General features: G+C 48.0%; 27 protein-coding genes and 1 tRNA gene. 6 read left to right on the forward strand and 22 right to left on the reverse strand.

Annotation, left to right across the window (positions count from 1 at the left end; translation table 11 throughout):
• Positions 1–47: 47 nt before the first annotated feature.
• The 7 genes from AB7D94_RS07420 to AB7D94_RS07450 form a co-directional block, all read right to left on the reverse strand.
• Entirely contained in the window at positions 48–317 is a 270-nt protein-coding gene (locus AB7D94_RS07420; RefSeq protein ID WP_420265159.1) for a GIY-YIG nuclease family protein, read from the reverse strand.
• 462 nt (positions 318–779) lie between these two features.
• Positions 780–1,001: a hypothetical protein gene (locus AB7D94_RS07425; RefSeq protein WP_420265129.1), complete on the reverse strand. Its 222-nt coding sequence runs from the start codon at positions 999–1,001 to the stop codon at positions 780–782.
• Positions 1,002–1,222: 221 nt separating this feature from the next.
• Positions 1,223–1,525: a type II toxin-antitoxin system RelE/ParE family toxin gene (locus tag AB7D94_RS07430; protein ID WP_420265130.1), complete on the reverse strand. Its 303-nt coding sequence runs from the start codon at positions 1,523–1,525 to the stop codon at positions 1,223–1,225.
• Positions 1,476–1,754 carry a hypothetical protein gene (locus tag AB7D94_RS07435; RefSeq protein ID WP_420265131.1) on the reverse strand — a complete coding sequence of 93 codons (279 nt, stop codon included), beginning with the start codon at positions 1,752–1,754 and terminating at the stop codon, positions 1,476–1,478. The genes AB7D94_RS07430 and AB7D94_RS07435 overlap by 50 nt, the downstream gene beginning before the upstream one ends.
• A gap of 133 nt (positions 1,755–1,887) precedes the next feature.
• Positions 1,888–2,673: an SPL family radical SAM protein gene (locus AB7D94_RS07440; protein WP_420265132.1), complete on the reverse strand. Its 786-nt coding sequence runs from the start codon at positions 2,671–2,673 to the stop codon at positions 1,888–1,890.
• Between the two features lie 24 nt (positions 2,674–2,697).
• On the reverse strand, positions 2,698–3,582 hold the full coding sequence (locus AB7D94_RS07445; RefSeq protein WP_420265133.1) for an OmpA family protein: 885 nt from the start codon (positions 3,580–3,582) through the stop codon (positions 2,698–2,700).
• A complete protein-coding gene (locus tag AB7D94_RS07450) occupies positions 3,582–4,412 on the reverse strand; it encodes a motility protein A (protein ID WP_420265135.1) in 831 nt (276 codons plus the stop codon). Before AB7D94_RS07450 ends, AB7D94_RS07445 begins: the two co-directional genes overlap by 1 nt.
• A gap of 270 nt (positions 4,413–4,682) precedes the next feature.
• Here AB7D94_RS07450 and AB7D94_RS07455 point away from each other — a divergent pair, with 270 nt between their 5' ends.
• Complete coding sequence (locus AB7D94_RS07455) at positions 4,683–6,452, forward strand: hypothetical protein (RefSeq protein WP_420265136.1); 1,770 nt, start codon at positions 4,683–4,685, stop codon at positions 6,450–6,452.
• Positions 6,453–6,507: 55 nt separating this feature from the next.
• On the opposite strand, the gene AB7D94_RS07460 is transcribed toward AB7D94_RS07455, so the two are convergent.
• The 8 genes from AB7D94_RS07460 to AB7D94_RS07495 all read right to left on the reverse strand — a co-directional run bounded on the left by AB7D94_RS07460 (position 6,508) and on the right by AB7D94_RS07495 (position 14,465).
• A complete protein-coding gene (locus tag AB7D94_RS07460) occupies positions 6,508–7,131 on the reverse strand; it encodes a hypothetical protein (RefSeq protein ID WP_420265137.1) in 624 nt (207 codons plus the stop codon).
• A gap of 102 nt (positions 7,132–7,233) precedes the next feature.
• The gene (locus tag AB7D94_RS07465; RefSeq protein WP_420265138.1) at positions 7,234–8,301 is read right to left on the reverse strand and encodes a metallophosphoesterase family protein; all 1,068 of its coding nucleotides are present in this window, start codon (positions 8,299–8,301) and stop codon (positions 7,234–7,236) included.
• A 143-nt stretch (positions 8,302–8,444) separates the two neighbouring features.
• Positions 8,445–8,858, reverse strand: coding sequence for a hypothetical protein (locus AB7D94_RS07470; RefSeq protein ID WP_420265139.1), 414 nt, complete (start codon positions 8,856–8,858; stop codon positions 8,445–8,447).
• A 97-nt stretch (positions 8,859–8,955) separates the two neighbouring features.
• Positions 8,956–10,281 (reverse strand): hybrid sensor histidine kinase/response regulator, encoded by a 1,326-nt coding sequence (locus AB7D94_RS07475; RefSeq protein WP_420265140.1) that lies wholly within the window; start codon positions 10,279–10,281, stop codon positions 8,956–8,958.
• 25 nt (positions 10,282–10,306) lie between these two features.
• Positions 10,307–11,626, reverse strand: coding sequence for a beta-ketoacyl-[acyl-carrier-protein] synthase family protein (locus AB7D94_RS07480; RefSeq protein ID WP_420265141.1), 1,320 nt, complete (start codon positions 11,624–11,626; stop codon positions 10,307–10,309).
• 4 nt (positions 11,627–11,630) lie between these two features.
• Positions 11,631–12,209 carry a phosphopantetheine-binding protein gene (locus AB7D94_RS07485; RefSeq protein WP_420265143.1) on the reverse strand — a complete coding sequence of 193 codons (579 nt, stop codon included), beginning with the start codon at positions 12,207–12,209 and terminating at the stop codon, positions 11,631–11,633.
• Positions 12,210–12,240: 31 nt separating this feature from the next.
• Positions 12,241–13,053, reverse strand: a complete 813-nt coding sequence (locus AB7D94_RS07490; RefSeq protein WP_420265144.1) for an SDR family oxidoreductase — start codon at positions 13,051–13,053, stop codon at positions 12,241–12,243.
• Between the two features lie 74 nt (positions 13,054–13,127).
• A complete protein-coding gene (locus AB7D94_RS07495; protein ID WP_420265145.1) occupies positions 13,128–14,465 on the reverse strand; it encodes a glycosyltransferase in 1,338 nt (445 codons plus the stop codon).
• 30 nt (positions 14,466–14,495) lie between these two features.
• Between AB7D94_RS07495 and AB7D94_RS07500 the strand changes: the two genes are divergently transcribed.
• The 3 genes from AB7D94_RS07500 to AB7D94_RS07510 all read left to right on the forward strand — a co-directional run bounded on the left by AB7D94_RS07500 (position 14,496) and on the right by AB7D94_RS07510 (position 15,498).
• Positions 14,496–14,572 (forward strand) — tRNA-Arg (locus AB7D94_RS07500).
• Positions 14,573–14,663: 91 nt separating this feature from the next.
• Entirely contained in the window at positions 14,664–14,894 is a 231-nt protein-coding gene (locus AB7D94_RS07505) for a hypothetical protein (RefSeq protein ID WP_420265146.1), read from the forward strand.
• Positions 14,895–14,976: 82 nt separating this feature from the next.
• Positions 14,977–15,498, forward strand: coding sequence for a thioredoxin fold domain-containing protein (locus AB7D94_RS07510; RefSeq protein ID WP_420265148.1), 522 nt, complete (start codon positions 14,977–14,979; stop codon positions 15,496–15,498).
• Positions 15,499–15,556: 58 nt separating this feature from the next.
• Here AB7D94_RS07510 and lspA read toward each other — a convergent pair whose 3' ends face one another.
• The 5 genes from lspA to AB7D94_RS07535 all read right to left on the reverse strand — a co-directional run bounded on the left by lspA (position 15,557) and on the right by AB7D94_RS07535 (position 22,145).
• Positions 15,557–16,042 carry a signal peptidase II gene (gene lspA / locus AB7D94_RS07515; RefSeq protein ID WP_420265150.1) on the reverse strand — a complete coding sequence of 162 codons (486 nt, stop codon included), beginning with the start codon at positions 16,040–16,042 and terminating at the stop codon, positions 15,557–15,559.
• A complete protein-coding gene (gene ileS, locus AB7D94_RS07520) occupies positions 16,006–18,843 on the reverse strand; it encodes an isoleucine--tRNA ligase (RefSeq protein WP_420265151.1) in 2,838 nt (945 codons plus the stop codon). Before ileS ends, lspA begins: the two co-directional genes overlap by 37 nt.
• 98 nt (positions 18,844–18,941) lie before the next feature.
• Positions 18,942–20,078: a glycosyltransferase family 4 protein gene (locus AB7D94_RS07525; protein ID WP_420265152.1), complete on the reverse strand. Its 1,137-nt coding sequence runs from the start codon at positions 20,076–20,078 to the stop codon at positions 18,942–18,944.
• 4 nt (positions 20,079–20,082) lie between these two features.
• A complete protein-coding gene (locus AB7D94_RS07530; protein WP_420265153.1) occupies positions 20,083–21,171 on the reverse strand; it encodes a radical SAM/SPASM domain-containing protein in 1,089 nt (362 codons plus the stop codon).
• Complete coding sequence (locus AB7D94_RS07535) at positions 21,168–22,145, reverse strand: GDP-mannose 4,6-dehydratase (RefSeq protein ID WP_420265154.1); 978 nt, start codon at positions 22,143–22,145, stop codon at positions 21,168–21,170. The genes AB7D94_RS07530 and AB7D94_RS07535 overlap by 4 nt, the downstream gene beginning before the upstream one ends.
• A 135-nt stretch (positions 22,146–22,280) precedes the next feature.
• On the opposite strand from AB7D94_RS07535, the gene AB7D94_RS07540 reads away from it, so the two are divergent.
• On the forward strand, positions 22,281–23,516 hold the full coding sequence (locus AB7D94_RS07540; RefSeq protein ID WP_420265155.1) for a homocitrate synthase/isopropylmalate synthase family protein: 1,236 nt from the start codon (positions 22,281–22,283) through the stop codon (positions 23,514–23,516).
• On the forward strand, positions 23,513–24,592 hold the full coding sequence (locus AB7D94_RS07545) for an isocitrate/isopropylmalate dehydrogenase family protein (RefSeq protein WP_420265156.1): 1,080 nt from the start codon (positions 23,513–23,515) through the stop codon (positions 24,590–24,592). Before AB7D94_RS07540 ends, AB7D94_RS07545 begins: the two co-directional genes overlap by 4 nt.
• Before the next feature lie 63 nt (positions 24,593–24,655).
• On the opposite strand, the gene hgcB is transcribed toward AB7D94_RS07545, so the two are convergent.
• The gene (hgcB, locus tag AB7D94_RS07550) at positions 24,656–24,946 is read right to left on the reverse strand and encodes a mercury methylation ferredoxin HgcB (RefSeq protein WP_420265157.1); all 291 of its coding nucleotides are present in this window, start codon (positions 24,944–24,946) and stop codon (positions 24,656–24,658) included.
• Positions 24,943–26,055 carry a mercury methylation corrinoid protein HgcA gene (hgcA, locus tag AB7D94_RS07555; protein ID WP_420265158.1) on the reverse strand — a complete coding sequence of 371 codons (1,113 nt, stop codon included), beginning with the start codon at positions 26,053–26,055 and terminating at the stop codon, positions 24,943–24,945. Before hgcA ends, hgcB begins: the two co-directional genes overlap by 4 nt.
• Positions 26,056–26,326: the final 271 nt, after the last annotated feature.

Below are 26,326 nucleotides of genomic sequence, written 5' to 3' on the forward strand. Positions count from 1 at the left end.
TAGGGATGCCCTCGCAGGGAAATCAACGGGTGTAGTTATTTAGACGCTTACACTTTAACTACAGAAGTCGTCCTTCTCTCGTATGCTACGTCAAAAGGGTGTGGTACGCCGGTTGAACCCTCGTACATTTCCCATGCTCTATCTTTTGGGTTTCTCTGTGTGTAGCCTATCTTCAGATAGTCCGGCATCGCCTTATTCGTTAGGATATAGATGTATCCGGCACTTTCGTCGCCGCAACGGCAAGTATCGGTGTATTTAATAGTTATTTTGCAGTTCGGGCATTGCCGCCAGACTGTGGGCGGTGCGGGGGATGGCAGTGTTGATAATGGAGGCTTTGCTTGACACGCCGGTTGCCGTACTATTGCCGGTTGTGATACTGGCTTTGGTTGTGGAATATTAGTGTTAGTTGGTGGCGGTGTTTTTAACCAGGCTTTTAATTTCCCATACAACAAAGGAATGACTATAAAAACAATTGTGCCGATTATTAAGTTTATAAGGTCGTCATCTCCTTTAGTCCTACCACTTGCCTCAAGCATAGTTGGTGTCATCATTAAAATTAACATTATCAATACACACTTCATGCCCGACATTATAGTCTATTATTTTTTTCTTGACAAGCCCAGCTTGACTGTGATTTAGTAGCCGTAGTTTACTTGGGGGTTGCCCACTGACCTTAATAGTGGTTTTATAGCTTTAAATGGTTTTTTTATCGCCCGACTGTTCACTAACCGTGAGGCGTGGCTGCTCCGAAGGCAGGCTGACAGTCGGGTCGGGTATGTTTATGAGGCTTTTCTTTTAGTCTCGCTTAATTTAAAAGTCTTTCGTGTCAGACAATCGTCAACTATCAAGCCTATCTCTTCTCTGTCGGGCTTTTTGTCAACGTCGTGTCGCAGTTCGGCTAACTCTTTCTTAAACTCTGCCATGCTCTCAGTCAAACCCTTTACCGATTTGTTCATAGAAATAAGGATTGTGTCTCTCTCTTCGTTAGTTAATTCTCCCATACCTGCCTCCTTTAACGTGGTGTCTTTACCCTATCACATTAAAAAAATCTTGTCAATGGCCTTGACACCAGCTTTGCGCCTGTGCTATCTCAACCTTGTCAGCAATACCAATAACCCTACAGGCTGCCGCGATTAGGTCAAGTCATTTTTTTCTTGATAAGCCCCGCTCGTCTGTGAGCGGCCTTCGCCGACGCGCATGCCCGCTAAACTAACACTTACTACTAATAGACTACGTCGTGGGTGCCTATATTCAGGAGATATACGGTGTCATCTGATAGTTTAAATGTGATTCGGATGTCATGCGTTAATGAGCAGGCGTATCTATCCTTGAGATTTCCTGATAATTTGTGCGATTTAAGTGAAGGGTCAAAGGGGTTATTGAGAATTTTGTTAGCGAATTCAAGATATGCCTTTTTAAGTGCCGGGTCTTTTTTAAAATATTTGTTCGCTTTTTTTATGAAAGGTTTATCGGTTTTAATCGTCATCATCATCCGCGAAGTTAACAATAGCGTCCACAAGGTCATCAGCGGTATTAAATGTCAAATATTCGCCTCTTTCTACTCTTTCTGCAGCGGCAAGCGTTTCCTCAACAAATATTTTATGCCGGCGTTCTCTGTCTGCCTGATAAGCTATAAAAGCGACTACCGCGGCGATAGTCTCAGGCGACAGGTCTTTCAGCATTTCGTTGATATGCTCAATATCAGGGTTTGTAACGGCAGTCGCGAGGGCTGTTTCTGTAATCGTTTCACTCATATATTGTCCTCCATGAATTTACTATATCACAGCAAAAAAAATTACGCAACGGTACGCTCTTTTAAATCTGATGACAACGAAATGAGGATTCCCGCTTTTGCGGGAATCCTGCTGGTGGGATGAGGAAGAGGACTTAGGCGCAGCGGCTTGTGCTTGCCGCCCTTGCCCCTCTGACTTCTACGGCCTTTGTGCCCAGGGCGTCTTTTAGCCTCTGTATGACATCATCTGTAAATCCCTTTTCAAGCCACTGCGTTAACCTTAAATCCCTGTAGACCTTCATCGTCTTTGACGTATAGTTCATCCTGTCTATCAGGACGTAATCTGTATATGGCCCAATCTTTGCCGCAAGCTCCTCTGGTTCCATAGGAAGCACAGGGCCTATAAAAACATATGTCTTAATTCCTTTTTCGCGCAGTGCCCTCAGCGTCCTGATACGAACGGCAATCGGGGCAGTCCTCGGCTCAAACGCCCGTCTTATCCTGTCATTTTCTGTGGTTATGCTTATCCCCACCTCGACGTCATCAAAGCGGCTTAAAAGGTCAATATCGCGCAGGATGAGCGGCGACTTCGTCAATATTTCAACCGGATACTGATACTCAAGCAGGGCCTCAAGGCACTGTCTTGTTACCTTGTAACGAGCCTCAACCGGCTGGTACGGGTCTGTGACAGAACTTACAATGACACTGCCACGTTTGGCACTCTGGAGCTGCTTTCTCAGCACTGCCGCGGCATTGGTCTTTATGTCCACAAAAGAACCCCAGTCCTCGCCGTGGCCGGTGTATTTCTTCATAAACATCGCATAGCAATACAGGCACCCGTGCATACACCCCATGTACGGGTTTACACAGTAGTCAAGCCCATCAATACCACTTTTCGTTAGAATAGATTTTGACGTTATTTTTTCGATACATACTGCCATAATCGTGAAACCTCCTATTTTAGATTATATTGATTTTTCTTTAATCCTGATTTCGACACGTCTGTTCTGTGCCATATGCTGCGGACTGTCGTTTGGCACTATCGGACGGCTGTCACCATTGCCTCTAACTGAAAACCCCGAAGGGTCAACACCCTTTACATTTATAAGATACTGCAATACACTCATTGCCCTCGCGGATGAGAGTTCCCAGTTTGATGGAAAGAGCGGCGAATGTATTGGTGAGTTGTCCGTATGGCCGTCTATCTCTACGGCGTATGAAGGATGGCGCTTTATGAGCTGTGCAACCTTATCTAATACGGGTGTGGTATTTTTTAAAATCACGGCACTACCCGGTACAAATGATACCTTCTCCCTCATCGTTATGACAATGCCTTCACCTGCACGGGCAACGGTGACATCGTTTTCGAGCTTTTGTGCCCTGATAACCGCGTCAAGCTCAGGGGCAGAATCCCCGGCCGCCATCTTTACGTCGTCTGCCACCGGTTGGTTGGCAACCTCCGGTGCGCTGGTGGCTTTGATGGCCGTTTCCCCGTTGATGCTCTGTGGCTCTGGCACCACATCTACCGCTGAGGCCGTCATCTCTGGCGCGCTTTTTGTCATTTCAGCCGTAGTAAGATTGTCCGGTGCCACAGCGCCTGCCATCACTATGCTGACGTCCGGTGCACTGGTGGCTTTGGGTGTCTGTTCCTTGTCAATAATCTGGCACTCTGCCACGGGTTGCTGCTGCCGGGCCTTTTCGGCCAATTTCTCATGCCTTTTCGATATAACAAAAAACATCAGAAAGCACACCAGAAGCAGAGACATCAAATCGGTCATCGTAATGAGCCACAGATTGTCCTCACCTTCGGCGGCGAACTGCTCGACTATTTTCTTATAGGAATCGTTCATTATCTTATGCTGCCGCCTGCCGGTACTGTCTTATAATTACGTCCTGAAAATGCCTTGTGAGACATGGTTAACAAGGACGCGTCACTGGTTTGCTCATATCCTGTGAGGCGCTCTTCAATCTTCAGCGGGTGTTCCATATTGGATATGGCCGAAATGCCTTCAATTGCGATTATCATCAGTGAGCCTGATCTGATGGAGCCTTCCTTGAGTTTGGCGCAAAGCGGAAGGGCTGCAAGATTGGCCAGCACCACGCCATAAAACGTTGACATCAGGGCTACCGCCATAAGAGGAGCAAGTGTTTCTACGGAACTAAAATCCTTAAACATCTTTATCAGGCTTACAACCGTCCCCGCAAGGCCAAGCGACGGCATCAGACGGGCAAGCGTTTTCAATACGTTTTGGCTGAAACTCTGGTTTATTATCCGGGAGGCCATCTCTCTTTCCATTATCTCCCTGATAGTTTTTTCATTATAGTTGTTAACAATGAGATTAGCGCCGAACTTCAGGAAATCATCTCCGATCTCATCAAGGCCCCTCTCAAGCGCCCTGATTCCAGAGTTCCTGTTTATTCGCGCAATATGGAGTATCTCCTCTATGAGGGATTCCTTTGTGGTGTGGTCTTTAAAAGATTTAACGATGTCTTTAAGCGTCTTGTTTAGCCTCTCAAGAGGAAATCCTAACAGCATTCCAATAATTGTTCCACCAACGACGATAATCAACGCGTCGGCGTTGAAAAGGACGCTGAACTCCATCCCCCTGAATACAGAAAAGACCACCAGCGCAACCACGATACCAACCACAAACACCACTGTCAAATTTTTAACTCTCATATTCCAGTACCTCCAATGCCTCTTTATGAATTTGATGTTATGTTGCAATTACTATGCCAGCACACGGTTGGCAATGATTGTGGTGACGAGGGTTGAAAATACGCTGATTTTAGGGATTGAACACAGGAAGCGGCGTCAAAAAAACGGCATATTTTTCCGTATAGGAAAATGTTGCCCAATACCCCATAAGTATGCACAACGGTTTGGGCTGCGTACGACATTGGCTGCGTATGTCTTGACAAAGGCCGAACAAATTTGATAACGTGCAACATGCGTTTGTTCGAAGATGGGGTTGTTTCATTAAGAATGGTAATTCTGTACCTGGGTTTCGTACTGACTTTTATCGGTTTTTACTTTATTTGGGATAAATATTGTAGTAAGAATACTCGCGTTAAAAGATTTGCGAATAAAACTTATGATTTCGTCGAAAAAGATGGCTTTCTGTTTCTATTATTATTCATTGTATTGTCATTATGCTGGTTTTTCATTGTCTTGTTTCAAAATCCTTATATGGAGGTATATAATTACGGCGATGCAAACTTTTTTGTTCAGGTAACTAGTAATGTCGCAAGGGGAATAGGGCCGGAAATATCATGGGCTATGCCGCCGTATGGTACGAATTATGCCTCAATCTTTCTTATGAGATTGTACATTACCCCACTACTGTTACTCTCTCCGCTTTATGCAATCTACCCATATCCCCCTATGCATATTTATGACATCTTAATCGTAGTTTATATTATTGGATGTCCCGGTGTTTATATTTATGTGAGAAAAACAGGAGGCTCAAAAGCTATTGCCCTTATGGGCGCAATAGGTTATATGATATTACCCCACACACAAGTATCCTTGTTCAATAAAGGCTATTTTGATTTAGTTGGTCTTGCTATATTACCATACATATTTTTAACGATAATAGACAGACGTTGGGGCTGGTTTTATTTTTTAAGCGTAGTCTTTGCCCTTATAAATACACCTGAATCCTATTATATAATGTTTGTAGGGATAATTATTTTTTTTCTTCTTAAGGAGAGAAAGGCTGGGCTGGTAGCTTTCTTAACAGGTTTGCTTATAGCAAAATGGGGAGTGATAGTTGCACGATATGCTACCTGTGTTGGATTTATTGATGATGGAAGTTCGGCCACTATATCATCGGGCACTATGCAGTTTATTTTAGGATATTCTTCGTTGGGAGATTATCTGCTGTCCTTTGTTAAGAATGGTTTGGTTTTTTACGTTGAGTATATGTTGCTTTTATTAGTTATCCTATGTTTTATTCCAATAATTTCATTGCGAAAAAATAAAGAATGGAATATTGAGGTAATCATACTCCTGCTGATGTCATTGGTTGGTATAGCTCTAAATCTGATACGCTTCTACAATTGGGGCTCCCACAGGAACTATCTTGTATTTGTGCCGATTTATATGGCGTCGTTAAAGGCCCTGACAGATATAAGAAAATCAGAACCCTCTTATTTATCAAAAAATATAGCAATTGTATTTTTCATAAGCGTGTTCACGTTCAGTTTCTTTGGCCCAACAATGTATCCATGGCAGGTAAGCCATAAGTTCTTTGGTTATCATCAGGAGATTGGTTCAGAGTCTCTTAATTTAGAACATCTGGTAACCAAAACAGGGCGGACGTGGCTTTTAAATGATGTAGTCAGCAATATCAATTTGTATGTGCCTCAAAATGCCTCCATAGCTTTTTCTGTAGCCGATATGTTTGAGACATTTATGGCAAACCGTCAGCATACATGGAGCATAGGTGCTCATCCCGAAGGTGTCGGGTATTTTGTTATAACCGAGGGAACAAAGAGCCGGTATTTGCTTGACCCTGCGCTTTACACCAAATTTGGGGCTTTTTATCGGAACTATAGGAGTTCGATTGAGGCACATAAAGGTGATTTTACACTTCTCTATAAAGACGATGTAATAACAATTATTAAAAACAATAACGCAAAACCCATCACAAGAAATGGTAAATACCTTGGATGGGATATCTTATGGAAAGCAATTCTCAGGAAAGGATGCGATTAAACAAGCCCCCCGCCTTAGGTATATTCTTATCTCCGGTGGTCGCCAATCCCGGAAACTATTTTTCTTCTTCCAATGTCACATTATCAGAGACAGGTACGGGTTTTGTCGCAACGGCGGGTTTAGTGGCCGATTCATTGCTAACAGGGGTTTTATCCGACCGGAGCGTACCGCTTTTTTTCCTCTTTTCTTTGTATTCATTATACTTAGGCGACTTAATTAACGTGGAGCCTGGCCTGACTCCGGGATTGGCTACCTTTGCGCCAATATCTGACGTAATCGCCGACATCGCTATAGCCGCAACGGCCACGATTGAAAAAAAGATAAAAAATACCCCGTGAAGCTGTCTTTTCAGCCACATCTTAACCACTCCGAGTGTGGCAATTGCCCCGGCGGCGTATAATGCCCACAGCGTCTTCTGTGCCCATTGCTCATGCTCATAGAGGTAATCCAATGACAGCAATGGCAGCCCGGCCACATACCCCGCGGCATTTTCTCCAGACCGAAACACAAGCCACGTTATGGCTGTTGTGGCCACAAAACCCAACAGGGCCGCCTTCTGTATGTCGCCATTTTTCTTTATCGTCCCATAGTAGTACAAAGCAAAGGCAAACACCGCCCACAACATAGGTATATGATTTACTATCAGATGCACATGCAGCCATATCGCACTTAAATTCATAGCCTTATTCCTCTCTCCTTAAATGTATACACGACGATTTCCAAGACACATCCAGCGCTTGCGTCTTTATGATATACCACACTTGTTAATTTATGATATATGTTAATTTTTTGATATAACATACTCCTCAATTTGCTTATCATTAACATCGTAGAGTTTATAGGACACTTTCTCTGCGGTTACTGTTACGATGATAAAGTGGTATATTTTACTGATTTCAGGGGGATTGTCGTACTTGAAGCAGAAACTGCCCATGCAGCTTTGCGGGTCGTTAAAGGGTGCTCCCGCCCCGCCTGATATAACCTGCAGGACGCCGTTTTTACTCCAGCCCGAATTGACAGTGGAGTCTATTTTCCTGCGGGCATAATAGTGGCTGTGGCCGGAGAAAACTATATCTACGGCATTTTTGTCTATTACCTTCCACATGTCCATAAAGTCGGCGCTCCATGAGCCCATGTATTCTGATTTACCGATATTGTTGTGAACGGCGTTGTCGAAGGCTGGCGTATGATAAAATACGAATTTATGCCGCGGCGTGGTATTATCAAGCTCTCTGCCAAGCATATCACGCTGCCGCGAACTCACCCATCCGTTGTACTGATGATCAGGCATTGGCATATCATATGTATCAAGGATAACGAAAAGCGAACCGTCCCATATAAAAGAAAAGGCCGAATAACCGGAGTTGCCGGGGAGCCTTTGTACGCAGCGGCTATTAATGTTTACGCCTTTGTCTAACCTCTCTTTCTGGAACTCCTGAAAGTCGCCGTCAAGAGAAAAACCATTTGATGAACCACCGTAGATGTCATGATTGCCTTTGACAAAAAGAACGGGGATTTTTGTCGAGAGGCCGCTTGTGATATTATCCCACAGTTTGAGATTGCCAGGTCCACCTGTGGTGGCCGCGTCTCCCATAAATACCGCGAATGATGGGGCGGGCTTATCTCCGTCAACATGAGCCGCCATTGTTTGGACGAGTCTTGTCAAAACGGGGCTTACGCCTGACACATTGTCCCGGCTGTCGCCAAAGACGATAAAAGAAAATGGCCTGCCAACATTGCCTGAACAAACACCGGCCTCCGGGCAACCGGTTGACGCATAGATTCCTGCCAGAAACACAAACGCCGCGATGGCCACCCGGCCCCTGAGCATAACACTAATATTTTCCATACCAAGTCCCTCACAATCGTATAGCCGGAGTACTGCTGCCACCAACGGGGGATAATCCCCCGTCCTGGCGATAGATAAAACAACGGCGGCATTACGGGGTGAAGGGGGGTTACCCCCCTTCGTCTTTAATCCTTAGATATGTCCTAGCGCATACTGGTTGAGGACGCTAACTGCTTTGACGCCTCTAACAATGAACCGAGATAGGCCTTCGCCTCCTCGCTCACCTTCATGCCTTTCTCCTGCATAGACTTAATGTACGCTTCCCACTCTGGATGGCTCCAGACACCCTTAGTGTCTTTCAGGAACTTTACTGTCAGGTCGGTTACGTCAGCCATCTTACTTGCCATACCGCTTACGCCCATCGCGGTTTTGGAATATTTCTGCATAGCCTCTAAAACCGCACCGGCACACGCCTTTGTATCGTCACACATTTCCATGCCGTTTTTCTGCACATCGGAGATGAAGCCGAGCCATGCCTCATGGTCCCATCCACTCTTGTTCTTTTCCACAAACGTACTTGCCATGTTCATAAAACTCTTCATGTTTTTTGTTATCATTCGACCTCCTCTTGATTCTTAACTTTATTCATTTGCTGCCTTCTGAACGTATATATAATATACCCTAATGATAGTAAATGTCAACAATAAAATAGGGTCATATTTCTATGATAAACCCGGCGCCTCCGGCGATGTTTGCCGCCTTAAGTTTCCAGCCCATACTATTTTCTATTATTGTTTTCGACATATACAGGCCGAGGCCTGTACCTTTGTCCGGTTCTTTCGTTGTAAAATACGGCTCGAATATCCTGTCAATTATATCTTCGGGGATACCCCCGCCGTTGTCAGACACGAAGACCTTAATTTTTTCGTCTTCCTTTGTGATACCAATATCTATTCTGCCAGGAGCCGACTGTTTAGTCTCGCCGCACCTTGAGAGTATCGCGTCTCTGGAGTTATTAATAAGATTGAGGATGACTTGTTTGAATTCATTGGGATAGCCCGTGGCGCTTATGTCTTCGTCAATGAAGTCCATGTTAAGCGATATGCCGTTTTTTAGGAAATATGGCGCAAACATCAGAACCATCTCCCCGATGGATTTCTTTACGTCAAATACTATTTTCTCTTTTGATGGCCGTAGGAACCGGCAGAAATCGTCTACAGTTTTAGTCATGAAATCAACGTGGCTTAGAATAGTGTTTTTGGCTTCAATTAAGTAGTCCTTGTTCAGCTCTCCGAACTTGTATGCCTCGTCTATTTCCTGGGCCATTAAGGATATAACGTTCAGGGGCTGCCTCCACTGGTGGGCAATGGCGTTTATCATGCTTCCCACCTCTGCCATCTTCGATTGCTGAATCAACAACTGCTCTTTCTCTATCCCCTTCCTCGTCTGCTCAGATATGCGTTGTTCAAGGTCTGAGTTAAGGGTTCTTAACTCCTGTTCCTGTTCTTTGAGCTTGCGGTTCTGTTCGAGCGTTTTTTCGTATGTGGAGACTAAAAGGTTTAATATCTGGCGCTTTTCCGAGTTAATAGTATATGTCCTGGCGCCCAGACGCAATTCTATTCCAACTCCGGCACCGTCACTCTTTCTTATCCTTGAAGTTGCCAGTAGATAATCAATTCGTGAAAGCAACGACGCATCGGTATATGGTTTTATAATAAAATTATCTGCCCCACACTCAAGGCCATATATTATATCCTCCGGATTCCCCAACTCGGTAAGCAGTATTATGGGAATATGTCTAAGCTCTTCAGTGGCTTTTATTTTCTCACACATCTGGTAACCATTCATAACCGGCATGTTTACGTCGCTGATAATAAGGGATGGGACGATTTCTTCTGCCTTCATGTAACCGTTTAAGCCGTTATCCGCGGTTATTACATCATAATTATGGCCTTTCAGCATACGCCTCAGCAGCACGGCCTGCGTTGTGCTATCTTCAACAACCATGATTTTTACCGTTTCTTTGCCTTTGTTTAGCACTGTCACCTGAGAGGGATTATAACATTTATCCCTCGTATTTTCCTATGGCCAGACAGGCGTTTTGGCCGCCGAAGCCGAAGGAGTTTGAAAGCACCCTCTTGTGATGGCAATCAATGGCCTCATTTGGGACGTAGTTAAGGTTGCACTTTGGGTCGGGGTTTTCGTAGTTAATTGTGGGCAGGATGATGGATTTATTAATCCCTATCGTGCTGAGGACGCATTCGATTGCGCCGGCCGCGGCGATGGTGTGTCCTATCATGGATTTATTTGAGCTTACGGGGATTAAGGCGGCCCGCTGGCCAAAAATCTGTTTTATGGCCTCTGTTTCTGTCTGGTCGTTCATAACAGTCGAGGTGCCATGGGCGTTTATATAATCTATGTCGGCGGCGCTCAACGAGGCGTCTTTGAGGGCTGCGCGCATTGCCAGTATAGCGCCCTCGCCTTTGGGGTGTGGGTCGGTTATGCGATAGGCGTCGGCGCTTGAGCCGTAGCCAAGTAGTTCAGCGAAGATTGGGGCACCGCGTCTTTTGGCGTGTTCAAGCCCTTCGAGGACTACCACACCTGCCCCTTCCGACATCACGAAACCATTTCGTTTTCTGTCAAACGGTCTTGACGCCTTCTGAGGCGCGGTATATTTCTCTGACATCGCCTTTATCAGGACGAAGCCAACGAATCCCATAAAGTTCAGGGCCGATTCACATCCTCCGGCTATCATTATGTCGGCGGCGCCGTCGCGTATTATGAGAGCGGCCTCTCCGATGGCCTGCGCACCGGCTGAACAGGCGCTCGCTATGGAAATATTAGGCCCTTTACAGTCAAATATCCCGCCCATCAGGGCGGTTGCCACGTCGGATTTTCTTCGAAAGAAACTAAAATACGGGTAGCCGCCAGCGTTGCCGAGTGCCGCCATATCCCATGTGGGGGGCTTGTTGCCGCCCTTATAAAACTTGTGGACAAACATCATATCGCTGACTGAGGGGTTTTCCCCGTGAAAACCCAGCGCAACACCCATTCTTTTGGGGGGGATTGAGAGATTGCCGTGCAGGCCTGCCTGTCTTGTGGCCTCGACAGTTGCCTCTATCATAAATTTAATAGGGCGTGTGGTATACTTTTCAATGCGCCTGATGTCTATTTTGCTGTTTGAGGGCAGGGTCTTTTCAAGTATATCCAAAGAGGGTTCTCTTTTAATTTCCCCACCGATACGGCAGGGCATCCCCGTTGTGTCAAACGACTCAATCATGCTGATGCCAGAGGTGCCCTCGCTGGCCTTATCAAAACTCTCATGGGCGTTTTGTCCCAAGGGGGACACCATGCCGTAGCCCGTTATTACAACCCTCGCCGCCATTTGATTATATTATCTTGTGCTCATCTTGTGTCTTTTGGAGCCATTCTTTTATCAGGTCGTCGCCGTTTTTATAAGCCGCCTCCGCCCCGCAGGCCCCGCACACTATGCGCGTGCCGTTTTCGGTTTTCCAGGCCGACTTGCCGCACTCAGTGCAATTTTCGGGCAGGGTGTCCAGTATATCCATAATACTTCCGGCCATTGAACGAATAGTTATCATGGCGGGAAGGGCGTCCATGTCCATGCCTGGCTTAAGGGCCTCCAGGGCGGAGCCTTCCACCGCGGTGTCGAGGCGAATCCGCATCAGATTGACGGCCTTTTCAGTCAACCGCCCGTCGGCGTCAAGGGCGGTGCCTTCACCAAACATTTCTTCTATGTGTTCGATGATGAAGTGGCGTGCCATCTTTATCGCAAAAGTCTGCTCAACCCTGTAGTTTATATCAAGGAAATCGAGGGATTCGGCACCGAGGTCTTTTACGAGCGAGCTGTCGGCCTTTATTGTTGCCACGTCTATTGCCAGTGTCTCTGCCGCTGCCTTTTTTAATTCCTCAATCACTTTGTCGTCGCTGATAAGCGTCTGTCTCATGTGTCTTTTCTCCTTATGTATTGATTAATATTTAAGCATTTCGGTGCAGGGAATTACTAAGCCCCCGGTCAACCACTATGGTCTGTCCCCTGATACCGCGGCTGGATGGGCAGCACAGAAACAACACCACGTCTGCTATCTCCTGCGGTGTAACGAACAGCTCCTCAGGGATTCTGTCAACCCCGTCAATGAACTGGCGAAGGACTTTAAATGAGTCCGTCCTGACAAGTCCGCCTGAGACCGCGTTTACGGTAATCCCACGTTTGAACAGTGTCTCTGACAAATCCCTTACGACTGACTCCATGGCGGCCTTCATGCTTCCAAGCGGGTAGGCCGGGTTATAAAAGCGGCTGCCGAGGCTGGAAATGAATATGATGTGTTTATCGTGCCCCTTTGTACGTTCCAACAGCGGCAGGGCCTCCTGGACACAGAAGATATTGCCGATGTAGTTTGTATCTACCAATAAGCGGAGTTCCCGCTCAAGCAGCCTTTCGATGGGTTTAAAGGGTGCCCTTGCCGCGTTTAAGATAAGCACATCAAGGCCGTCGAGGCTGGTGGCCGCATCTGAAAACAGTTTCTTAACCGACTCCTTCTGTGAGATGTCGCCGGGGACGAGCGCGGCCTTTCGGCCCATTGACTCGATTTCAGCGGCGAGTTTTTTAGCGTGTTCCTCAGAGCGTCCGCCTTGTTTGCTGAAATTAATGGCCACATCAGCGCCGCTTCTGGCAAACGCGGCGGCTATGGCAGCCCCGATACCACGCGAACTTCCCGTAACAAGAACCTTACGCGGGGAGTTGGCAGCCCCGTCCATCATGTCTGTTGTCTGAGTATCTGGCGTATCCATAGTCATTTAGCCCCGACGCTGATTCTAACAAAACATGGCTGGTAGAATCAAGCTGATATTTAATTCGTGTCAAGTCAAAGTAATCCGGTGTAAGCATTTTTGGGGAATATTTTCTCTATCAGGCGCACGGCTTCTCTGACCCCGTCTTCCCTTGATAATTCTTGCCCTATTGAGATTGCCCTTTTAGCCATGGCCGTGTCATTAAGCACATTATTGATTTCCCTTGCCAATTTTTTTGCTGATAGGGTTTTACGCGTCAACGTCACTCCGGCAACACCGAGGCGGCTCAGCTCTGCGCCCCAGAAACGCTGGTCCGCTATATGTGCAACTACCACAGATGGCTTGCCGACAAGCAGACTGGATTGGGTTGTACCGGCACCTCCGTGATGGACAATTGCGCGGCACAATGGAAATACCTTGCTATGTGCCGTACGTACCACCTTAAATATCAGGGGGTCAGTTTCAAAAAGCGACAGGTCACTCCATGAGATTTGGAGGATGGCACGGCAGCCGACGAGTTTTATAGCCGCTGCCACAAGAGAGATAGTTTCCCGTATGTATGGCAGACTATCCGGCATCATACTGCCAAAGGTTATGTATATCGGAGCCGGGCCTGACGCAAGAAATGCCTCAAGGCCCTCGGGCAGCTCTTCAAATTTTGATTCACCGGGCAGATTTAAAAAGCCGCATACCTGATGATGGCCATCCCAATCGGCAGGCCGCTGACAGATACGCCTACTGACAGCAATCAGGTTGAGCTTTTCTGCTGCCCATGTGTCTGCCATCACATCCTTGTCAGGCGATAACCCTTCACGAATGCGCAGGGCATTTACCCGTGGCAAAAATACGCGGTTTAATATCATCCCCGCAATTTTCCATGCCAACGGATAAGACCATCTTCCAATATCTGGAAATCCCGAAGGGCAAACTGCCGGGGATGGGATACAGTTATAAACGGTGCTGACTGTGACCACAGGTACACCGGCCATCTCCGCGGCCACACGAAGGGGAAATACGAGGAAATGCCCTATTACCAGATCCTTTCCAACGCACAGGCGGCGGGCGGCGGTGTACATTTCCTCCATGACTGGATCGAAACCATATTTCAATATCATCCTGAGCTGCTTCAGCGGATTGCCAGCCGAAATAAGTGCCCTCCATACGGCATCAATCTCAACCGGTTCTGCGCTGAGTGGATTGGACACAGTATGAAGAGTAAAACCATAACGCCGCGCAAAACCGCTGTAATCACGGCCTGCGTTATCGGCCACCACCAGGGTAACCTGATGTCCGGCCTGAACCAGACCGGCTGCCAGCGCTATAAATGGCCGAATGTCGCCTTCACTTCCCCAAGTCTGCAGTCCAAGGTTCATAGCCACTAAGATTATAGCATAATTTGAGCTTGCCGACACTGCCCTCCGTATGTTAATATTCAGGTTGGAGCGCCTGTAGCTCAGCAGGATAGAGCAACTGCCTTCTAAGCAGTAGGTTGGGGGTTCGAGTCCCTCCAGGCGTACCATTAATCCCCGTGTCGCCGGGGGCATTTGACATTCTCTGCCGTGAAATATTATAGTCTTCCTGTGGGAACGAGCGTCCGGAAAAGAGTCGTAATGGTTGTCTGGTATGGCCTGCTGACGGGGTTTATTGGCGGACTTGCCGCGTTTTTTTTGATGCTTCCTCTCGGAGTAGTGCTTCATGTGATGGGGATAAAGATGTTTTTGTCCATTTCAAAAGGCGGGATTTTCGCGCTGCGTTATGTGCTTGTCTCCTTGCAGGCAGTTATAGCCGTTGCCGCAACAGGGTATTTCGCCTGGAAGGAATTTTATAAAAAAATTGACTAATATGATATTGTTTGTATATTGTACCTGTTGCGATGTTTAATTGCGTCTATTAAAATATGTCTCTGATGGAGGGGTTGTAGCGATGTATAGAAAGTTTGTTGTATATATTTTTGCGGCGGCGATTGTCCTGTTGTCGGCCTTAACGGGCGCTGAACAGCCGGTAAAACCGCAGCATTCGGGGACAATCCCTACCGACAACGCCATTCGTATTGGCATGGGCAAAAACACCGTAATCGAATTCGAAGACCCTGACTGTCCTTTCAGCAGGAGGCTTTCCGCTTATATGAGTAAAAGGCAGGATGTTACGCGATACGTGTTTTTAACTCCATCAGTGCAAATTCACCCGGACGCTATGGATAAGGCCAGATTTATTCTCTGCTCTAAGAACAGTCCGCAGGCCTTTATAGACGTTATGAACGGCCGGTACGACAAAGAAAAAACACCCGTTTGTAAAGATGAACAAATCGAGAAAACCCTCAAAGAACATAAGGAATTGGGGGTTAAACTTGGTGCCTCGGCCACGCCATATCTAATCATAAACGGTACCTATGTGCTCGGCGCTGATTTTGAGAAGATTGAGGGCATTATCGGCCCGGCCCGGTAGGAGACTTTTTTTAATAAAGCCGCGGGTAGCCAAACTTTGGGCAGCCGAACTTTGGCCGTCAACCCCTTCTGAAGTGGCTGATAATCATCAGCCCTATGCCGCATGTCAGGGCCATGTCTGCCACGTTAAACGCCGGCCAGTGATATTTACCGTAATAGAAGTCGAGGAAATCCACCACTGAGCCTGTCATTATCCTGCCGGTCATGTTGCCCGCGGCCCCGCCCAATATTAGTGACAGCGCGAACATGTCCTTAGTGCCGAATATCAGAAGGCAGGCTATTATTACCAGCACCGCCGCGGACAGTATGATAAACGGCTTGTTTCCCCAGCTTTGAAACAACCCGAAGGCCGAACCCTTGTTTCGCCAGTTCACGATGTTCAGATACGTCGTGGCGGGGATAGAGCCATAGAGGGCGAGTTTTTGCTCTATAAGATATTTCGTAATCTGGTCGGCCACAAAGACAAAAAATGAGATGAGAAAATATAGCTTAGCCGACGGGTTGACGCTCACGTCTGCTCCATTTGCCTTAACACATGGTAACATCTATCGCAAACTTCCGGTTCGTCGGTAAAACTTCCAACGGTGGTGCTGAAATTCCAGCAGCGTCCGCATTTTTCGCCCCCTGCCCTACTGACAACAATAAACAGCTCCGGCAGTGTATCCTCCGTGTGGGACTGCTGCCTGAGTTCGCCGGTCAAGGCGCTCAAAGGCTGGAGCGCGGCCTGTGATACGATTAACAGCGTGGGCAGCTCTGACTCGTAACCCTTTAAAACATCGTACTGCGCTTCACCGGCGAACAGTGCCACATTGGCCTCAAGTGCGTTGCCAATAAATTTCTCCTGCCGCTTTAATTCAAGCGCCTTGTTCACCACTGCCCTGATTTTCATAAATGTGCGTATGCGGTTGTCCAGCTCGTCATCAACAAATTGGGCATCGGCGGCGGGAAACGCGCTTAGAAAAACGCTCTCTTCGTCAACCACTTTATTCAGTTTCAAAGACTGCCAGACCTCCTCGGCGGTAAACGAGAGAATCGGCGACATCAGCCCTGTGATACTTAGAAGTATTTGCTTCATCGTCCACTGCGCGGCCTTCCTTTCTGCCGATTGTTTTGCAGCGGTATAAACCCTGTCTTTTATAATATCCAGATAGAACGAACTCATATCCACTATGCAAAAGTTGTAAAGGATGTGAAAGACCTCGTGAAAATCAAAACGCTGGTACGACGCCGTGACATTATTAATCATGCGGTGCAGACTGCTCATCGCCCATCGGTCAAGCTCCGTAAGTGATGCTCCGGGGTGATAGCCATGCTCAAGTCCGTTGATGTTTCCAAGCAGGAATCGGCATGTGTTGCGAATCTTTCTGTATGCCTCGGTCAGGCGCTGGAGGATTTCCTTTGATATTCTGATGTCGTATTTGTAATCCTCAGAGGCGACCCACAGTCTTAGAATCTCCGCGCCGCTTTGTTTTATAATGTCTTCCGGGGCAATGACGTTGCCCAGGGATTTGGACATTTTTTTTGCCCTGCCGTCAACGACAAAGCCGTGAGTGAGGACAGTTCTAAACGGTGCAGCGCCGCGTGTGGCCATTGATGTAAGCAGCGAGCTTTGAAACCAGCCCCTGTGCTGGTCGCTGCCTTCGAGGTACATATCCGCCGGCCATGTGAGATTAGCTCGTCGCTCAAGCACCGCGGCCTGACTTACGCCCGAATCGAACCACACATCCAGAATGTCAGTCTCTTTAATAAATGTGCCGCCGCCGCATTTTTTACATTTATAACCATCAGGGAGAAGCTCGCCCGGCTCAAGCATAAACCACACGTCAGAGCCATCTTCCCTGAACCGCGCCACAGTCCTATCGAACACGCCATTGTCTATTACCGCCTCGCCACAGTCCTTACATAATAATAGGGCAATCGGCACACCCCATGAGCGCTGCCTTGATATGCACCAGTCGGGACGGTTTTTCACCATGCCATAAATCCTGTCCTTTCCCCAAGAGGGAACCCACTGGACTTTTTCTATCTCCTCAACAGCGCGTTTCTTTAGTTCGCGGTGTTCCATTGAGATAAACCACTGCTCAGTGGCGCGAAATATGACGGGCTTCTTACATCGCCAGCAGTGCGGGTAGGAATGGGTGATTGTATGCTGCTCAATAAGGGCACCGTTATCTCGCAATATTTCAATAATTTCAGCATTTGCATCAAACACGAATTTCCCTGCGAGATTATCTGCCGCGGAGGCGGTAAACTTGCCTCTGTCGTCAACAGGGACATATATATCAAGGCCATATTTTATTCCCGTGCGATAGTCATCTTCGCCGTGTCCGGGGGCAATATGTACAACTCCAGTTCCATCCTCTATTGTGACAAAATCTCCCAAAACTACCTGCGACAGCCTGTCAATAAACGGGTGGTGAGCCTTAAGTCCTTCAAGTGCGTTGCCTTTTACTTGTTTAACTATTGTACCGCCAAGTCCTATGTCCACAAGTTTCTCAAGAAGCGGCGCGGCAACTATGTATGATACCCCTTCAGCGCCAACAACCGCATAGTCAACATCAGGATGCACGGCAAGGGCAAGATTCGCGGGCAACGTCCACGGGGTCGTCGTCCATATTACAATAAAAACGTCCCTACCCTGCTTCTCTCCAAATAACCTAATAACGCTATCAGCATCCAGTTTGAATTTAACATATACCGAAGGTGAAGTCTTATCCGCGTATTCCACTTCGGCCTCGGCAAGGGCGGTAACACATGTCGGACACCAGTGGACGGGCTTCTTTCCCCTGTAAACGTAACCGGCTTGTGCGATTTTAAAAAATTCCGCCACGATGTCGGCCTCGTAATCGTAGTCCATCGTGATATATGGGTTAGACCAGTTGCCGAATACGCCAAGGCGAATGAACTCATCCCTCTGAATGTCTATGAACCGTTGCGCGTAGGAGCGGCAGTGGGCGCGTTTTTCGATTATTGAGACGGTGAGTTTTTTTGCCCCCAGCTCCTTATCTGCCTGATGTTCAATGGGAAGGCCGTGGCAGTCCCAGCCCGGTACGTACGGCGAGTAACGCCCGCTCATGGCGTGGAATTTAACGATTATGTCCTTGAGTATCTTGTTGAGGGCGTGCCCAATATGGATGTGCCCGTTTGCATAGGGCGGGCCGTCGTGAAGACAATATGGAGTGTTGTCCTTGTTTTTCTCTTCCATCTTCGCGCGTATATCCACCTCCTGCCAGAAGGCCAGGAAATCCAGCTCCCTTAGGGCAAGATTCGCCTTCATAGGGAAGTTCGTATCGGGAAGATTTAATGTATCTTTAAAATCCTTTGCCATAGCATAGAAAACTAACACTCTCAGGCAGTAAAAGTCAAGATTGAAATCCGGGGTGTCACAGCAAAGTAGAAATGTCCTATTCAGTTAGTAATAACCGGACGGGTATCCCCTGCCCATCAGCCGCGGTATTTTATCAGTGCCGCCTCAAAGGCCATGACCATTTTGCCGCAAAAATTATCCCACGTCAAGTTGTCTTTTACAAACAGTCTTCCACGCGTTGCGATTTGTTTATGTCCTGGGCGGTTGAGATACACATCCATGAGCGCTCCCGCGTAGTCTTCGGTTACTGTGCCGATGCCCTCGGATTTTATCACAGGGGCCGCGGTCATTTCGGGCGATACGACAACAGGGGTTTCAGCCGCGAGTGCCTCAAACGGTGACAGCCAGCCGCCCTGGGATTTTACCGGATGAAGGAGCACGTCGGCGGCGTAGTACAGTTCCCTGAGTTGTTCCCTGTTTACATGCCCTGGCAGTTGTACTATTTCGTTGAGGGCGTGGTCGTTAATATATTTTTTTACGCTTTCAAAATATGCCCCGCCCTGAAATCCCACCAATACCAATGATATGCCGGGGATTTTATCCCTCAATAAATTCACCGCCTTCACTGATTCAAGTTGATTCTTATATGGGTTAAACATGCCGGACTGAAGGACTATAAACCGGCCTTGATTTACTGGTATCGTCTCAGGTGGGTTGGAGAAAAACCCGTAGTTTATCCCGTATGGGATTACCTGAGGGGTAAGACCATACAACGACTTAAAGCGCCCGGCATTGAACTCGTCCGCCACTACGACGTTTCTCACAAACCGCCTGACGATAAACTTATCAAAGTCATAAAACATGGCCTTCACTAATCTCTTAGGCGCGGATTCCCCTGCCGTGCCGCCACCTAAGAACACCTCCGGCGGTTCGTTGCAAAGCCACACGGCGGGCTTAGAAATGCTGAATGCCGCAAGTTCGGCAGGGCAGTTGTGCAGATTTATCACGTCAAACCTCTCTGCGTGGCGGCGTACTCCCCTGCTTAGGAGCCACATATTTTTCAGCAAATCACGCCAGTCGTCTAATGCCTCAAACGGCAGGGTTATGATTTCTGTGTCTTTTTTTATCAAATTCCCTTCTATTTCGGGAAGGACTCCGGTGGTCAGCAGGGCGTGTTCTATCTTATTTTCTGACAGGTAGTTTAAAAGCTCAACTATGACTAGTTCAGCACCGCCGTAGACGTACATCCGGGGGGACACAACAAGCACACGCATTGTGTCAGACCTCTGTCCGGGACTTGTAAATACAGCAGTTGCCGCAGGGGGGCGGACACTGCCCCGATTTGAGCATCGTTTTAAGATTCTTATAACGCCGCCCCCTCCAGATTTCTCTGAAGTCCTGACTAAAAATATTTCCAAGGGAGGTCTCGCGCTGGAAATCCCGCCGGTTTGCCTCATTTCCGGCACAGCAGGGGATTACGTCCCCCGTTGCGAATATAAACGGCATCGTCCACTCAATACAGTTTTTCATAGGTGGCTTGTCAGTGGGCACGTCGAGATTCCATGTTATCTTTACCCCGTGTTTTTTACCCGCCTCAATCGCCGCGGCTATGGTCTGTTCGGGGACTGCCGTATAAAGGCCGTCCGTTTCCTTGTATCTGTGAAGCATCTGAGAAAAGAATATGGTAACGTCCTCACCATGGGCAAGCTCAGATACAAGCTCTACGTATCTGGCAACCTCGCCGCAGTTGAGTTTGTTGATTATATAGTGGAAGTTCATCTCAGGGAAAAACGCCCCCATCTCTTTTTTAATCCTGAAAAATTGCCTTACGTTTTCTGTGACCCTGTTCCAATCTGAACCGACACGCAGCGCCTCATATGTCTGCTTCGTTGCCGCATCGAGTGAGACGAAAAAGTTTTCGATATTTATTTCTATAAGCCTTCTGGCGGCTTTGCCGTCAATAAAATAAAACGTATCAAACAGCTCCACGATTGCGCGTTTTTTCTTGACATACTCAAGCATGTTAAAGAAATCCCTGTGCATGAAACTCTCGCCGATGCCCGTCAGGCCTATCCACTTAAGGCGTGGAAACTGGTCAATTATGTGCCTGAAATTATCGAATGACATGTCAATGGCAGGCTCTGACCAGTACGTATGCTCACACTGAACGCACCGCAGGTTGCACCGTGTGGTCACCTCAATCTCCAGATACTGCGGATAGCCGTCCAAAAGATATAACAGCTTTATGATAAGTGGATGGCGCGCAAACCAAAATATGTGGTAATGCAGGTAGTTATAGGCATAGCGAATACCCTTGTATCTAAGGGTGGCCATCACGCGCCTCAATCCTGACAGGTATCTTGTCATGCAGACAGCCTTTCCAAGTCGGCGTCAACCATCATGTGGACGATGGCCTCGAACCTGGCCTTAGGGTACCATCCGAGGGTTTTATTTGCCTTCTCAGAATTTCCCCATAGCGTGTATACCTCTGTGGGGCGGCTGAATTTCGAATCAAACCTGACATAACGCCCCCAGTCGTTTATGCCGAGACGCCTGAACGCGGTATCAAGAAACTCGCGTATGGAGTGGATTTCACCGGTTGCGATAACATAGTCGTCCGGCCTTTCGTGCTGGAGCATGAGCCACATTGCCTCCACATAATCCCCGGCGAATCCCCAGTCGCGCCTGCCGTCAATGTTTCCAAGTATTAACTCATCGGCAAGGCCGAGCTTTATTTTAACCGCGCCTGAGGAAATCTTTCGGGTGACGAACTCCTGCCCCCGGATTGGGGATTCGTGATTAAACAGTAGCCCGTTGCAGCAGAACATGCCGTAGCTCTCGCGAAAATTTACCGTCATCCAGTAGGCGTAGAGCTTGGAAACGGCGTATGGGGAGCGAGGCTTAAACGGGACATCCTCGTTTTGAATGCCGTTTATGTTGTTGTTGCCGAAGAGGTCGCCGGTTGAGGCCTGAAAGAGCCTGGCGTTTGGGGCAAAGCTGCGCATTGCGTTAAGCAGGTAGAGGACGCCGAGGGAGTTAATCTCAGTCGTGGTCTTTGGCTGTTCCCACGATACGCCCACAAAGGATTGGGCGGCAAGATTGTATACCTCATCCGGGGTGATGAGTTTAAAGATAGTCATAAGGGATTTTTCGTCGGTCATATCGCCGGTAACAAATTCCACATCGTTTGTAACGCCCAGATAGTCGGTGTTACCGAAGTTGGGATTGGAGTACCGGCGGATAAGCCCATAGACCTTGTACCCCTTGTCAAGCAGCAGACGTGCCAGATATGGCCCGTCCTGCCCAAGAATTCCGGTGACTAATGCCGTTTTTTTTGCCATTTTTACGATGTATCCTCCATAATTTGCACCCTCTCACCCTCAAAATGAGATTATAACAAAAATCGCTTGATATAAAAAACAAAAATATAGTACACTTATTGCCTGTCTAAAATTCCGAAGAAAGAGGTTTAAGAAATGGCAAATACCGTACACATAATTGACGTAACGAATCGTGACGGCGTTCAGACGTCCCGAATACTCCTCCCAAAGCTGTCCAAGACGATGCTGAATATCTATCTGGACCAGATGGGGATATTTCAGTCCGAGGTAGGTTTTCCGACACTTAAGCATGAGGTTGGTTACATCAATGCTAATCTGAAACTGTTTGAGAAAGGCATTATGAAGCAAATCCATCTTGAGGGCTGGTGCAGGGCGGTCGTTGAAGACATTGAGACTACATTTAAGAATTGTCCTAAGATGAGACATTTGAACATCTCAGCCTCCACGTCCGATATCCTGATACAGGGCAAGTTTCAGGGCAGAAAGACGTTTAAGGACGTCATTGATGGGATGGTAAAGGCCCTGCGTGCGGCCAAAGACGCAGGGGCGGATACCGTGGGTGTGAACGCCGAAGACGCCTCACGCACTGATCTTGATAAGCTGGAGGAGTTTATTATTGCTGGCAAAGAAAACGGCGCCTCGCGGTTTCGGTACTGCGATACGCTTGGCAGTGAAGACCCGATTTCCATGTACGAGAAGATTAAGACCCTATCTGAGAAGACGAAATTCCCTATAGAGATGCACTGCCATAACGACCTTGGAATGGCCGAGGCGATATCCATAGCCGGGGCGCGCGGCGCAATAGAGTGCGGTATAGACACATACATCAACACGACGGTAAACGGTTACGGTGAGCGGGCGGGCAACGCCGACCTTGTGTCAATACTTCTGGCGCTGAAGTTTTCCCCGTATTTCATTAAAAAAGAGATCACAAGCGACAATGTTGACCTAAAAAAATCATGGAGGATAGCGCGGTATGCCTCCTACGCCTTCGGGCTTCCAATCGCAATAAACCAGCCCGGAGTGGGGGCGAATGCCTTTGCCCACGAATCGGGGATACACGCCGACGGGACACTCAAAGACCGCCGCAACTATGAACTCTACGACTATGAGGAGGTGGGCAGGGGAGAGCCTGACCTCCTGCAGACCGGCAGGGTGATAACCACAGGGGCATACGGCGGCATAACAGGGTTCAGGCACGTGTATGACGGCCTTGGGGTTCATTTCAATAGCGACTACGAGGCCAGAGAAATCCTTGAACTGGTACAGTACGCCAATCTCCACACGCAAAAACCACTGACCGACGACGAGCTGCGATTACTCGCAAGCCATCCCGATGAAGCAAGGGAATTACTGAGGATAAGCCTATGACAGTTCATGATATAACATTGATACCGGGCGACGGTGTAGGGCCGGAGATAACCGACGCGGTGGTGAGGGTTATTGCCGGGGCGGGCGTTAAGGTGAATTGGGACGTTCAGCACGCGGGCACAGACGTGTTTGAGGCCGAGGGCGTGCCTCTTCCCGCGCGCGTTATAGACAGCATAAAGAAGAATAAAATAGCGCTTAAAGGGCCGGTAACAACCCCTGTGGGAACAGGGTTTCGGAGTGTAAACGTAACGCTGCGCCAGGAGCTTGATTTATATGCCTGCCTTCGTCCCTGTAAATCATATGCGGGGGCGCGGTGCGTATATCCGAATGTTGACCTTGTCGTGGTCAGGGAAAACACTGAGGACCTGTATGCCGGCATAGAGTTTCAAAAGGACAGGAAAGAGACGCTTGAATTGATAGATTTCATAGCGTCAAAGACAAACAAGTCCATACGCTCTGACTCAGGTATCAGCATAAAGCCGATTTCGGTATTCGGCACGGAGAGGATAGTGCGTTTTGCCTTTGAGTACGCGGTGGCAAACGGCAGAAAAAAGGTGACCTCTGTGCACAAGGCAAATATAATGAAGCACTCAGACGGGCTGTTTTTAGAGGTGGCCAATACGGTTGCGAAGTCATATCCCGACATAGAGTATGAAGACAGAATCATAGACAACATGTGTATGCAGTTGGTGCAGAAGCCGGAGTTGTATGACGTGCTGGTGCTGCCGAACTTGTATGGCGACATAGTGTCAGACCTGGCGGCTGGGCTGATTGGGGGACTGGGGCTTGCACCGGGGGCGAATATAGGCGGTGAGATGGCGGTCTTTGAGGCCACACACGGCAGCGCTCCAAAGTACAAGGGCCTGAACAAGGTAAACCCGATGGCAATGATGCTCTCAGCAATCATGATGCTGAACTATATAGGCGAGCGCGAAGCGGCCGCCCGCATAGACGCGGCAATCGCCTCCATAATCAAAGAGGGCAAACACGTTACCTACGACATGAAACCCACGCCGAACGATCCAACGGCAGTAGGGACATCGGAGGTTGCCGACGAAATCATAAGACGATTGTAAAACGTGGTAAGATTTACGGGTTGTAGGGGGGTTACCCCCCTACGCCGTTAATCCTTAGATGTTTTAACAACAAGCGCCACTGTCAGAGCCGCAGCCACAGGACGGTTCCCCTCCGGTTATCATGCCGTTGATAATTGCAGAGGCGCAACCCACGCCTGAGGTTACTGTTATTGCACCGAAGGCGCAGTTGTTTTCACACGCGCCGCACTCCATGCACTTGTCCTTGTCAGTTATACTGGCCTTCGCACTTACGATGATAAAGACGCCATGCGGGCAAACCTCAGCACACATGCCGCACCCCGTACACCTGTCGCTGTCAAATTGCAGTGTGGCCACATCGGCTAAATATATCATAGCACCCCCGATTTATAGAGTATCAACGAAACCAACGATGCCATCCCTGCAATTATATACGCAAACACGGCATACCTCAGCTCCTTCTTAACGCCCGACATCCCTGTAAAGGTTGTAGAACCGGTAAATTGAAGGGCGGCAAAAGAACTCACGGCTGGAAAGAACAACCAGACAAACACCATAAGAGAGACCGGCATTGCCGAAATTAATTTCATGACTAAAAACATGGCCAAAAGCCCCGCTATCCATCCCTTTAGCGAAAAAGCCCTAAATGGAATCACCGGCAGAAATACCGGCGTTATAAACGCCCCGGCCAAAACGCCCACAAGACCGAGTAACAGAAAAGGCGCCCCGCCGTAAAACGCGTCTCTAAAGACGACCCCCGTACTATGCGCACCAAAAAAAATCAGCACAATAGCCGCATACACAGGGTACCACTTGAGCATAGGAATTATCTCCATCGGGGTTAGTACCAATCTGTCTGCCAAGGGGAAATGCACGGTGCGCATTTGTGCCGTTGCCTTATAGCCGTTTTTGATGTAGGCCGCAATATCCGCCGCGTAAACCGGTCCAAACAGGACTCTGAACCCCGTGGCCTTAATGACCTTATACGCGCTTATTCCTACCGCCCCAAGCTGAGGCACTATTAGCCTTCTATGTCGCACGCAAAGAGGCAGATTTGTATCAGATATTTTATTTATCAACTCTTCAGTGGAGAAAGTCCCTTTCCCCGCGGCACACCACACGTTTATGCCCTTTGTGTCGAGCACTAAAACCCATGCGTTTATACCCGCAAGCGCGCTCCTTAACTTGTCGAAGCTCAACTTATAGCTGGCGCTCACAAACACGTCCGAGTCCTCAGACGGCTCACCCAAGGCGTAAAGCCCGGGTGTAACAGTATAGTTATTTCTGAACGAACTTAGCCGACACTTCACTGCACCCCATTTATCGTTTCGTGATAGTGTCGCAGAAACCTTCTTAATGTCTAACACAGTTTTTAGGGCGGCAGCACCGGGGGGCGAAGTTTGAGCGCACTGGCATCCGGCATTATTGGAGGCAGTCTCAGCAGGGCAGCAACCGCCGCTGTTCGCCTTTTCAGAATTAACCATTATACATAAATAATATCACAGCTCTGGCGTTGTTGGCAAATAATGTATTTGCGATAAACAATTTTTCTCTACTCCACGACATGTTTAACTAAACTTTCGCACTAAGGAATAGTGAATTTTACCCATAGTCCGTCATTCCGGCTTGTCCGGAATCTTATTTAGCGTGAGGATGTGAAAAGACAGATTCCAGACAAGCCGGAATGACGACAAGGCAACCCGGAATGAAAGGCCATTTTGTGCGAGAGCATGTCTTCATACTTACGTACTCATT

Origin of the sequence: Candidatus Magnetominusculus dajiuhuensis (genome assembly GCF_046044395.1) — a bacterium.
GTDB lineage: Bacteria > Nitrospirota > Thermodesulfovibrionia > Thermodesulfovibrionales > Magnetobacteriaceae > Magnetominusculus > Magnetominusculus dajiuhuensis.